A 13,139-nucleotide genomic window follows, 5' to 3' on the forward strand; every position below is an offset into this window, starting at 1 on the left:
TTGCAAACACCGCAGCTGCAACACTTTTATATCAATCAAGAGCAGTCTATCTACTTGCTAAGTGCCAATGATGCACGTAAGCATAAAGCTTGGATCCGCTTGTGTAAGCAGCAGTTAAGTAAGCTGGGATATCAACAAATAGAATTTATTGGTAAAGGAGCCTATGGTTTTGTATTTGCGGGTATCAATGAATTTAACCAATCACATGTGTTTAAATTTTCCAGAATTAATTTACCCCAAAGTGTCCAGGATAGGCTTGAAGAAGAAGCCTACATGCTTAATCAAGTGAAGCACCCTAACATCCCAGAAGCAATTAAATTTGAGCGCGTTGGTAAGCAAGGTATTTTAGTGATGGAGCGAGCTCAAGGTGAAGATCTCGACAAAATTTGCCAACGATTAGGCGCTTTACCACCAGTAATGATAGTGAGTATAGCGAGGCAATTGGCGAATATTCTATATTATCTTCGCAAGGGAAAACCTTTAGTACATGGCGATATTAAACCCTCCAACTTAGTTTATGATATTGATGCCGACAAGTTATCATTGATCGATTGGGGGTCGGCAGTATTTGCTCAACGAGATGAACACAACCGCGCAGTTGATGACAATGTCATGTCTTTATTATCAAGCGATCAACAACACACTAATGCGCGTATGGGCGATGTGTATTTTATTGGTGATGAACAACTGAGCGGTGCGTTATCAAGCCCAAGATTTGACGAGCAAGGTGCTGCTGCTACCTTATATGCACTTGCATCTGGACAAATCAGTCGTTTCGGCACAAAAGTCATTCCAGCCACCAGCATCGGCTTACCCATTGAGTTGGCAAGAACACTCGACGCAATGCTCAGTGATGATGTTGAAAAACGTAACCTTGCTGGTGATTATTTTCTTAAAAGCTTTCGGCACAGCCATAGGATGCATTTACCTATTCTGCATACCTCACCATTGAAACCCGACATTCCAGTGTGGGCGCAACCGCGATCTAAAACCGTCGAAACCGTGAGTTACAGCTCGCGTAAATCATTTTTAAAAGAGCACAACACTCAAGATCCCATCGCCAAAATGGATGATGTGCAACTAGAAAAATATTACCGTAATTTTATGGTGGGTATGGCTGACACGGAAAAAGGCTTTATTGCCGCAGTAGGTCGTTTGGCACAATACCCTATCGTCGGCGGACTGGTGATCCATTGGCGAGAGTCAGGGGTGTTTATTGACTCAAACTTAGCGATTTACGATCCAGACAGTAAAGCACCGTTAATATTAGCGGTTAATAATATGGTCACTATGGCACGGGGCATTAAACGAATTGGGGTATTTAAAGCTTGCTTCTTTAATGCCAAAGACACATTACATCTCGAACGAAAAAGTACTGAACACCAATATGAAATAACCGGTGAGTTACAACTGCCATTTGAAGTCGGTGATGTACCCAATTTAGAAGATAAATCTCGCTTACATTCATATTTTGAAGATGGTAAGGATCCGGAAGAAAACCTAGAACTCCCAGCAGAAATAATGACTGAACTGGCTTCGTTAAATCAAATCCATCACACCGGTTGTATTATTTTTGAAGCTCTACCTAATCACTTAAAAATTCACAGTTACTTACGTTTATTAAACCCACGTAAACAGGCTTCATTTAGAGCGAGTTTGGATCGCATTATTGCTCACGCGAATAAAATTCAAGGTTATGGCATTTCAGGATTTATGAAGTTGCCTTACAAAAACACCCGCCAATTTAATCATATCGATCGCAAAGCAGATCATTTTTATCCAAAAAATCCTAAAATCATGAGTAGTGAACCAAGATAAACCAAGATAGAAATACAGTCCTTCCAATGCTCAAATGATAACGATGCCCGCTGTTCGATACAAAGTAATACGCGACCTATTAAGGTCGCGTATTTTCAATCTAATGAGCTGAACATAAGTTGCATTTATATTGGTGAACCGGGTGGCATTTCAATCGGTTTGGTGATTAATCGATAAGTTGCATCATCCATGCCTTTGGTAATGCCTTGGAACAACCAATCATAATGTGCTGATTGATAATCACTACCACGATTACTGCGGCGTTTAAGTTGCTTAATAATATAATCAACTCTTGCAGCCAACTGTGCTTTTACTTCAGGAGCCGTTGTAGGATTATGATAAGCCGCTAATAAGCTATCAACAACCACAGTGTTGACTCGCATTTGCAATGCTAGACCTTGGCCACTGGGTAAATCTTGATATAAGGTGGCAGCAGCAAGTTTATCGATTAATTTAACCACCGACAGCTGCTGACTGTCTTCCATATATTCCTGACTGACTCTGTTTAAACGCTCTGGAGCTAATAACTGTGACACAATATGACGACTCATCACTTCACCCATCGCGACAGGATCAGTAATTACCCCTAAATTAGAGCCAAAGCTTTCGCGAGTTTTACGATAATTTCCTGCTTTAGGCACTAAAGCTTGTAACACATTATTGGGCACCAACAAGCTTTCAGTTTGCAAACTTGCCAGAAGGGCATCAACTGCAGCAAGTTGCATTTTAGGACGAACATAATTCCAACGAACGCCTGCGCCAACTTGTTGGTAGCTATAATCCGTGCCTCCAATCCATTTTGCGGCGGCGGTTATTTGAAAACGTGTAAGCATGTAAATAGGCACAAACACATCGGCTAGTTCACCATTAGGTTCACCTGCCAATAAGGCATCTGAATTGAAATCGTCAATGGCTTTACGGCGCACCGTTTCTAAGCGCACTAATTCTGCGACAGCATCATTACCGCGATCCCATAAACTGGCATACGCATTACTGGCGCTTGCACTACGTGAGTCGGATTCGCCAATATAACGAAAGCCCTTGCTTATGGTCGATGTTAACAATGCATCAGCCTGCTTAGCATCGCCATAACCATAGGCGATAGTGTATTTGTCCCACTCGCCAATGCCTTCACGATATGGATGACTAATATCGATATAATCACTTTCAATACTGGCATAAGGATGTGGATAATCCATCACTGAAGCATTATCGTTTGTTGAGGCGGCAAAATTATGATCTAGCCCTAACGTATGGCCAACCTCATGCGCCGCCAGTTGACGAATACGTGCAAGTGATAACCCCATCGCTGCATCATCTGCGGCTTTTCTGTCTGGCCAACCAGCCGTCAGTCCGCGAGCGATAAGATGATCCTGTCGAACTCTTAAGCTACCTAGCGTGACATTGCCTTTAATGATTTCACCAGTACGAGGATCGGTAACTGCAGCGCCATATGACCAGCCTCTCGTGGCACGATGTACCCATTGGATCATGTTGTAACGCATATCTTGAGGGTCTGCGCCCTCGGGTAATAATTCAACTTTAAAGCCATCAATAAAGCCCGCATCGGTAAATGCACTTTCCCACCAGCGAGCCCCTGCTAATAATGCACTACGAATAGGTTCTGGCACCCCTGGGTCAAGATAATACACAATAGGGTTAACCACTTTACTGGGGGCGTCACCTGGAGTCACTTTTTCTAATCTATGGCGCAATAAATGACGCTGAGTCAGTGGTTGATCAACCGAGGTAGAATAATCGGCATACTGATCGGAAAGATAACCGCTCATGGGATGATAACTGCGAGGCTCATAGCCGTCGTCGGGAAGTTGTACAAACGAATAACGCACACGAACAGACATAGCTGTACCGTCAGGGGTGACCTCTGCAACTTGCTTGCCCGCTTTGTCAGCGTTAAATGTTAAATTAACATCTATGTCGGCATTACGTTCAAAGGATTTAATTCCTAGCGGTAAAATAACCGAACGATTACGATCTAAACTGTACTGACCTTGCTTGGTTGCCGCTAATACCGCAGAAACTCCATGTAAATCATTAATCACTAAATCGTTAATTGCGACTATTGCCGTTTTACCTTCGACCAATTTACCCTGCCATAAAATCGACTCGGCAAAGGCCTGTGTTACCGCTTGACGCTCTGCAACATTATTGCTGGTCGCTCGATACTGAGTATTAAGCTGCTTCAACATTAAGTAGGGACCGTGTTGCTCAAACTGTACCATTCGAGTTTGGCCTAACTGGCCACGATCCAAGCCTATATCATTTGAACCGACACCATGAGGTAAACTTGTAAGTAATAAAAATGGTTGGTTAAGCTTATTGGCTTGCAGGTATAAGTTTGCGGATTTTGTGTCATAAAACAGATTAATAAAGCCTTTGGCTGCTTCAGCATTGTTAATTATTTTTTGGGCTGGATCGCTTGCGGCTAATGCTGCATTAGAAAGTAATGTTGCGGGCGTAATTACCAGCAACAATGCCAATGAAATACTACGGCGGATCATAATTAATCTCCCTGTTGTTAATATCCTATTATCGATAAATACTATAACCAAACCGCCTAAAAATTCAGGATTCAGCTATCTGGAGTATTACTGTCTTTATGATTATTTTTATAGGTAATCCAATAAGACAACGTTTCAAATAATTCAGTAAGCACAATTGGCTTAGTAATGTGTGCATTCATGCCTGCGGCTAAGCTTTTTTCTTTATCACCCGACATGGCATGCGCAGTCATGGCTATAATTGGCATCTGTTCAGTATTGTAACGTTTGCGTAGTTCAGCGGTGGCGGTTAAGCCATCCATTACCGGCATTTGAATGTCCATTAACACCGCATCAAACGGTTTAGTATCAATCAAATCTAATGCGATTTGGCCATTATCGGCTATCACCACTTCATATCCTGCACTTTTCAGTAATTCAGCTGCCACTTGTTGATTAATAAAATTATCTTCAACCAGTAGGACTAAACCAGATGCCTTTGTGGGTTCAGCTTCAACAACAACTGGCATAACATTTAGTTTAGGTGCTTTGGCAAAGGCACTAATAATTTCATCAAATAATGCCGACGCTTTAAATGGCTTTTGTAACACAGCGTGAACGGATGTTCGCTCTAGTTCATTATCTAACGGCCCTGCGGCATAAGCGGTCATTAAGATAATGATAGGACGTTTGGCTAAACTGCCATCTTTAACCATCTCATCAATAGCTTTAATCACTTCGCAGCCATTCATTTCTGGCATCATCCAATCTAACAACAATAGATCTACTGGTTTGTTACGTAACATCGCCAGTGCTTTTGGACCACTGTCAGCGGTGTTCACACCAAAGCTAAAGTCTTTCATCAATGTAGAATAAATTTGTAATGCGCTTGGATTGTCATCAACCACTAGTGTGGTGAGATTATTTAATTGATCTGGCACCACTAACGGCTCGACCACTTGTTCTTCTGCAATTTCAAAACTAATCGTAAAACTAAAGGTACTCCCAGCATCCGGCTGCGACTCAACGTGCATGGTGCCGCCCATCATTGACACCAAATGCTTACTAATTGACAGGCCTAAACCTGTGCCGCCATATTTACGCGTAGTTGAACCATCGGCTTGGGAAAATGCATCAAACAACATGGCTTGATGATCTTTATTAATACCAATACCAGTATCACGTACCCAGAATTTCAGGGTAATGCGGTCATCGCGCTCACCCACATCTTCGCAGCCAAGTTCAACTTCACCAATTTGGGTAAACTTGACAGCGTTAGACAATAAATTAACCAATACTTGGCCTAAACGCAGTGGATCACCATTTAAGATCAACCCTGCTGTTACTGGGGCATAAAGCAGTAGCTCAACGCCTTTTTCTTGCGCTTTAATAGCATTAATATCAATAACATGATCAAGCACTTTGTCGAGTGGAAATGCAACACGCTCTAACTCTAATTTGCCAGCTTCAATTTTAGAAAAATCCAAAATATCATTGATAATTCGCAGCAAGGATTGTGCTGAAAACCCAGCTTTACTAAGATAATCCTGTTGTTGTGCGGTTAAGTTAGTCCGCTGAGCCAATTGCACCATACCAATAATAGCGTTCATTGGAGTGCGAATTTCATGGCTCATATTGGCCAAAAATTCGCTTTTATACATGTTGGCTAATTCAGCTTCTTGCTTAGCTTCAAGTAAGGCCACTTCGTTACTTTTCTGGCGGGTAATATCTTTATGAGTACCGAGCATCCGCTTACTGCTACCGTCATCAGAAAATTCGACCGCTCGGCCACGAGATAGTACCCAATAATACTCGCCATTTTTCCCGCGCATTCTAAATTCTATCTCATATGTTCCTACTGGATCGTGAACATATTGAGAACGATATTCTTGCATCCGATCACGATCATCTGGATGACACAATTCATCAAATGATTCTATTAACGGTGGAAACTCATTGGCTTGATAACCCAACATGGAATAAAAAGCGGGATTACAAATAATTTGCTCTGAATCGATATACCAATCCCATAAACCATCTTCTACTGCATCCATAGCAAGGTGGTAACGCTGCTCAGATAAACGTAATTGTTCTGCGGCATCGAATTCTCGAGTGATATCTCGCCATACAGAAATTAAGCCTAAGAGTTCACCACGGCGATTGTAAAAAGGCAGTTTAAAGGTATCAAGCAATACCACTTTACCTTCAACATTCACCCGTTCTTGATAGCGTAACGAATGTTGTTGGGTCAGTACTTTCTTGTCTTCTTCACCAATGCGTTCACCTTTTTCTGGACTCACGACTTCTGATGACGTTAAGCCAATAATCTCATTTTCGTTATAACCCAGCATTCTTTCTGCTGACTTATTGCAGCCCAAGTATTTACCTTCTTTATCTTTAAACACAATGGCTTCTGGGATCGAATCGATCAATGAACGTAATAGCGCAAATTCTCGTTCGCGGCGCTCAGTGGTTTCACGCAATCGTTGAGTACGCCGGGCAACTAAGTTGTCGAGGCGTTTATTCTGCTCAGCAAGATGATGTGTATATTGGAGGTTCTCTTCAAAAATACGGCTAACTAACGCAAACCAAGGCTCCCAACCACGGGTAATTTTTTCTGGTGGTCGAATAGGTGTTTGTGAACACGCCTCTAGATGCGTTAACAAGCGTGAAGCAGGGCTGACGAACGCACGGCGAGTCTGCCAATGCACAATGGTCACTAGCAGTGATAAGGCCAAAACCACTAATACAAAGCTCAGTTGTAGCTTGTCCCACGAATCCTTAAATAAATCATCTTCATCTTGTAGATACAGTAACCGCCAAGGCGCGTTATGTAGCGCAACACTATGAATATAATAACCGTTACGTAACATGCCGTCATGGGCATCGAACAATTCAGATTCAGATAATGAATGTAACTCTGCCGGAATACGCTGGCTAATGTGATACACCTTATTCATTTCACTGGAATCAAAATCGCTGTGGGATAAGATATTATTTTGCTGATCAAGCAAAATCACTGTACCCGGCATTTTAAAATAGGTACGAATTTGTTTATCCAATGACGACAAGGTCATGTCTAAATTAATCGCACCAATAAACTCGTCCTCTAAATAGACAGGTAAGCCAAGCGTGGTAATCAAGCCTTGATGAGCAGAATCAATATATGCTTCGCTCCAAAATACGCTACGTTGCGGGTTCATTGAAGGCGTTGCTAACTGAAACTGTTTTTTATTAAGCAGTTCATCTCTAAAACGCAGATCGTTATCTTCCCAAGGATAAAACGACATCATTCGACGCTTAGAAATATAATAAATCGACGAGGCTTTGGGCGCTGCTTCTTTAGCGACAGGAAAAGACAATGACAGCTCAAACAACATTTCTAGCTCTTGATAGAAACTCTCGCTGCGGTTATCTAATGAGCCAGCTCCAGTAATCCGCCCCATGTTGGTAAACGGAATGCCACTTTTGGCGTAGTTGGGCTCAAGGGTAAAATATTGACCATCTTCGTTAAATTTTTCATACTCAGGCAATCTGTCTTTACGAACCAATTCACCTAAACGTAAATGGTCAACAGCCACATCACGCAAACTTTTCACCGCACGAATACTTGACTCAAGCAATAAATCGATTTGCATCACATGACGAGCCACTTGCTCTTCACGCTGTTGAATTTGCTGTTCTTTTTGGCGTTCGAACATTATGCCTGCCGACAAAAGAGCCATCACAATAACCCCAATATAGGTGTAAAACACCGCACGGTTATAATTGCGTTGAATAGGAGATTTTAGTTGTAAATCTGGCTCAGTCGGTTTCATTAACACCCTTGATACAGCGTAAAACAAACTCGCTGTCGAACAATTAACACCAAAAAAAATCGGCAGTAAAAACAGTAATGATTATGATATCAGGAAGATAAGCTCAAGCACATGTATTAATAGAATCAAAGGCACTTGTCCAACCTGCCTAATATGTAAAAGCAAGATACATAAAACCAAGATACAAACTTATTCTAGTCAATGAATAATAAATAAGGTTACGCAATGTAACCTTATTTATGTAACGGGATATATATGCCCTTGTGCGTACTCGCTTAGGCAGTGAACATACTACAAATGTTCCTCAGCAAATTCTGCTAACCGAGAACGCACCACCCCATTAAGATAAATGTTGGCACTGCCTTCAAAGTCTTTAAAACGCTCCACTATATAGGTTAATCCAGAAGTTACAGCCGTTAGGTAGGTTGAATCAATTTGGGCTAAGTTACCGCTACAAATCAACTTAGTGCCCTCACCCATACGAGTGATCATGGTTTTAATTTGTGATGCGGTTAAGTTTTGGCATTCATCTAAAATGACCACGGAATTTTGAATAGAACGGCCACGCATAAAGTTTATCGACTTAAACTGAATGTTAGCTTTTTCCATAATGTAATTAACACTGCCAGTAGGGTTAACATCATTTTTATGCAGCACTTCTAACGTATCAGTAATCGCAGCGAGCCAAGGGGTCATTTTTTCCTCTTCGCTACCCGGTAAAAAACCTATCGATTCTGCAATTTCGGGTGTGTTACGAGTAACAATGATTTTGTCATACAACTTACGTTCAACTACCAACTCTAATGCTGCAGCCATGGCTAATAGTGTTTTACCACACCCAGCAGGACCGGTCAGAATAATCAGTTCAATATCAGGGTCTAGCAAAGCATCGAGCGCCATACCTTGATAAATATTCTTAGGGGTAACGCCCCATGCGTCATGATGCAATAAACGATCACGTCCGCGATCGATCATCTCTAAATGTTGATCCGTTGTACTCATAACACGACCACAAAAGTCAGAACTATCATCAATCAAATACTGGTTAAGATAGAATTTTTCATTACCAAGATGCTCCAGTGGCACTTGATGAACGGTATGCAAACCTTTGCGGTCAGTTGATACCTTGTCAACATTTTGCCAAAAATCACCGGGGAATTGATAAAAGCCTTTGGCAAGAAAACGCACATCATCAATCAGTTGATCGGTACGATAATCTTCTACTCGCTCAATACCTGCACCTTTGGCTTTTAAGCGCATATTAATGTCTTTAGTGACTAACACTACGGTACGAGGAAAATGGATTTTTTGTAAATGTAGGGCGGTGTTGATGATGCGGTTATCGTTATTATCACCAGGCAGGGAGCCGATAATAAAGTCAATTTGGTGATCTGGGAAAATCGACAAATGGCCAGAGACTTCAGAATGTTCTTGGTGTGTCGGTAGTGCAACGCCTTTTAAGATTTGCTCTGGTGTTGTGGGGCCACCAAGAATATCTTCTAATCCTCGTATGGCGACTCGTGCATCGCGACTCACATCCCGTTTACGATCCTTAATACTGTCGAGTTCTTCTAACACAGTCATGGGAATAATTACGTCATGTTCTTTAAACGAATATATCGCTAAAGGTTCATGTAGTAACACGTTGGTATCCAGTACAAACAACTTTTTGTCGTTTTGTTGCATGGCGCCTCCAGAGTGCTCTCAATGATTAGATGTCAGTATCTCTTAGCTACACGTATAACATTAAAGGGATAAACAAAGTCTCTATTGATAACAAGCCATTGCATTTAGCAATGCTTTGCTCAATAAAATATGGCACAAGTCGAACAAAATTCAATGCCATCTTCATCGCCTTTGTTTCACACTATGGGGTCAATGTGACATTCACATGTCAATATGGTGTAAAAACGACCATGTGAACGATAAATCAATGCTAGAATTTCAATCTGGATGGGTTTGGTTTAACATACGCCCCCTTTTTTTGTTTCACGAAATAAATGAGAGTAGAAAATGCCGTTTGCCTTAGGTCAACGCTGGATTAGTGATACCGAGTCAGAACTCGGATTAGGGACAGTCGTTCAAGTTGAAGGCCGCATGGTTACGCTGCTATTTCCTGCCACTGGAGAAAACCGGATGTTTTCCCGCAGTGAAGCTCCCTTAACTCGGGTTATCTTTAACCCAGGTGACACTGTCGAAAGCGGTGAAGGTTGGAGTATTACCATTGAAGAGCTTGAAGAAAAAAATCAATTGGTGATTTATCATGGTATCCATAGCGAAACTCAAGAAAAAGTCAGTCTTCGTGAGACAATGCTGAGCCACAATATTCGCTTTAACAAGCCACAAGATCGTTTATTTGCTGGACAAATTGACCGCTTAGAACGCTTTGGTGTGCGTTATCAATGTCAGTTATTGCGCCACAAATTAGCCACCTCAGATTTACTCGGCCAACAAGGCCCGCGCGTCGGTTTGATTGCCCATCAACAATGGATTGCTCACGAAGTTGGTCGTCGTTATGCGCCACGAGTATTACTTGCTGATGAAGTTGGTCTAGGTAAAACTATTGAAGCAGGCTTAATTATTCATCAACAGTTACTGACTGGTCGTGCAGAACGGATTTTAGTGATAGTGCCTGACACCTTACGCCACCAGTGGTTAGTTGAAATGTTGCGCCGCTTTAACCTGCGTTTCTCCGTGTTTGATGAAGATCGTTGTGTAGAAGCCTATGCCGACAATGACAACCCGTTTTACACCGAACAATTGATCATTTGCTCACTTGATTTATTGCGAAAGAAAAAACGTCTTGAACAAGCTTTAGATGCTGATTGGGACTTAATGGTTGTCGACGAAGCACATCATTTAGAATGGTCTGAAGATGCACCAAGTCGAGCTTATCAAATCGTTGATGCCTTAAGTAAAGTGGTCCCTGGTGTATTGCTATTAACAGCTACACCAGATCAACTCGGTCATCAAAGTCACTTTGCCCGTTTACGTTTACTCGATCCGGATCGTTTTTATGATTACGATGCCTTTTTAGCTGAAGAAGCAAGCTACAAAGATGTGGCAGAAGCAGCTGAAGCATTGAGTCAGGATAAAAAGTTACCCGACAGTGCCATTAACAGTTTAACCGAGTTGCTTAGTGAAAAAGACATAGAACCAAGCATTCGCTTGATCCAGTCAAAAGATGTAGATGCCGAAGCACAGCAGGCTGCACGCCAAGAATTACTTCAAGAACTACTCGATCGTCACGGTACAGGCCGAGTGCTATATCGTAATAGTCGCGCATCAGTAAAAGGCTTTCCGAAGCGTTTCTTTAATACATACCCACAAGAAATGCCTGATCAATATATTACCGCAGATCGTGTTAACAGCATGATGGGTGGATCTAAACCACCGTTGGCAAAAGCTGCACAGGCATTAAGCCCTGAAAAACTGTATCAAGCCTTTGAAAGCGACAGTGCTAGTTGGTGGAAATTTGATCCACGAGTGGATTGGTTAATTGAGTTTTTAAAGTCTCATCGCAGTAAAAAAGTACTGATTATTGCCAGCCAAGCAGAAACAGCGTTAAGCCTTGAAGAAGCACTACGTACCCGCGAAGGTATTCAAGCAACGGTATTCCATGAAGACATGTCAATTATTGAGCGCGATAAAGCAGGTGCTTATTTTGCTCAAGAAGAAGGTGGAGCCCAGGCATTAATTTGTTCTGAAATTGGCTCTGAAGGGCGTAACTTCCAGTTTGCGAGCCACTTAGTATTATTCGATTTACCACTGAACCCTGACTTATTAGAACAGCGGATAGGGCGTTTAGATCGCATTGGCCAACAAAACGACATTCAAATTCATTTACCTTATCTGCGCGATACCGCTCAAGAAAGATTAATGCGTTGGTATCATCAAGGACTCAATGCGTTCGAACTCACCTGCCCAAGTGGCCATGTGTTGTTTAACGAATTTGCTGACGAACTGATTAACGTACTGTGTAATGCTGATGAAGATCTGATGACTCAACTGTTGAATCATACCCAGCATCGCTACAAAGAACTCAAACAGGCAATGGAGCAAGGCCGAGATAAACTGTTAGAGATAAACTCTCACGGCGGCGAACGTGCCGATGCCTTAATTAAACGTTTGTCAGAAAGCGATAACGATACTCATCTCATCGGTTCAGTCATTCGTTTATGGGACATTATTGGTGTAGATCAAGAAGATCGTGGTGAAAATTCGATTATCCTGCGCCCTAGTGAACACATGATGTTCCCTACTTATCCTGGGTTAAATGAAGACGGTATTACTGTAACGTTTGATCGTGAAACGGCTTTGTCTCGTGATGACATTGCATTTATCACCCAAGAACATCCTTTGGTACAAACCGGTTTAGATTTAATCACGGGTTCAGAAACAGGCACCACTAGTGTGGCGATTCTAAAAAATAAGGCGCTACCTGCTGGTACTTTGTTTTTAGAGTTGATTTACATGGCCGATGCCTCTGCACCAAAATCGACTCAGTTATACCGTTATTTACCACCAACGCCTATTCGAGTATTGCTGGATAAAAACGGGTTAAATATGGCTGATAAAGTCGATTATGCCAGTTTTGATAAACAGCTCAGTGCAGTTAACCGTCATATCGCCAGCAAGCTTGTAAACGCCTCTCAACCTATTTTGCACCCGTTATTGGCTAAAGGTGAAGAATATGCAAAACAATCGCTAACGCAGTTAGTCGTGGAGGCTCGCGCCAAAATGACTCAACAATTAACTAGCGAATTGGAACGACTTGAAGCCTTAAAAGCAGTAAACCCGAACATTCGTGAAGACGAACTAGAATATATTCGTAATCAAATGGCTGAGTTAACAGGCTACATGGACAACAGTCAATTACAGCTTGATGCAATTCGTATGGTACTTGTCAGCCACGTATAATAGCTAACAAGAAATGTGAATAATGTTGAATAAATAATGCCCTGTATATCAGGGCATTGTTTTTAGTCATCGTTATACATTA

At 41.9% G+C, this 13,139-nt stretch carries 5 protein-coding genes; 2 read left to right on the plus strand and 3 right to left on the minus strand.

The features are described from left to right. Nucleotides 1–1,818, plus strand: a complete 1,818-nt coding sequence (locus tag ABIS04_RS16785; RefSeq protein ID WP_350433465.1) for a protein kinase — start codon at nucleotides 1–3, stop codon at nucleotides 1,816–1,818. 125 nt (nucleotides 1,819–1,943) lie between these two features. On the opposite strand, the gene ABIS04_RS16790 is transcribed toward ABIS04_RS16785, so the two are convergent. From ABIS04_RS16790 to ABIS04_RS16800, 3 genes are all read right to left on the minus strand, one after another. Continuing rightward, on the minus strand, nucleotides 1,944–4,340 hold the full coding sequence (locus ABIS04_RS16790; protein WP_350431791.1) for a zinc-dependent metalloprotease: 2,397 nt from the start codon (nucleotides 4,338–4,340) through the stop codon (nucleotides 1,944–1,946). 71 nt (nucleotides 4,341–4,411) lie between these two features. Then, nucleotides 4,412–8,137: a response regulator gene (locus tag ABIS04_RS16795; RefSeq protein WP_350431792.1), complete on the minus strand. Its 3,726-nt coding sequence runs from the start codon at nucleotides 8,135–8,137 to the stop codon at nucleotides 4,412–4,414. A gap of 291 nt (nucleotides 8,138–8,428) precedes the next feature. Further along, nucleotides 8,429–9,823, minus strand: coding sequence for a PhoH family protein (locus ABIS04_RS16800; RefSeq protein WP_140235173.1), 1,395 nt, complete (start codon nucleotides 9,821–9,823; stop codon nucleotides 8,429–8,431). A gap of 327 nt (nucleotides 9,824–10,150) precedes the next feature. Here ABIS04_RS16800 and rapA point away from each other — a divergent pair, with 327 nt between their 5' ends. Then, complete coding sequence (rapA, locus tag ABIS04_RS16805; RefSeq protein ID WP_350431793.1) at nucleotides 10,151–13,057, plus strand: RNA polymerase-associated protein RapA; 2,907 nt, start codon at nucleotides 10,151–10,153, stop codon at nucleotides 13,055–13,057. Nucleotides 13,058–13,139: the final 82 nt, after the last annotated feature.

This window comes from Shewanella sp. H8 (assembly GCF_040285065.1).
Taxonomy (GTDB): Bacteria; Pseudomonadota; Gammaproteobacteria; order Enterobacterales; family Shewanellaceae; genus Shewanella; species Shewanella polaris.

Excerpts from the sequence above, each read along its gene's own strand:
- ABIS04_RS16800 (WP_140235173.1), bottom strand. The coding sequence starts at position 9,823 with ATGCAACAAAACGACAAAAAGTTGTTTGTACTGGATACCAACGTGTTA.
- ABIS04_RS16795 (WP_350431792.1), bottom strand. The coding sequence starts at position 8,137 with ATGAAACCGACTGAGCCAGATTTACAACTAAAATCTCCTATTCAACGC.
- rapA (WP_350431793.1), top strand. The coding sequence starts at position 10,151 with ATGCCGTTTGCCTTAGGTCAACGCTGGATTAGTGATACCGAGTCAGAA.
- ABIS04_RS16790 (WP_350431791.1), bottom strand. The coding sequence starts at position 4,340 with ATGATCCGCCGTAGTATTTCATTGGCATTGTTGCTGGTAATTACGCCC.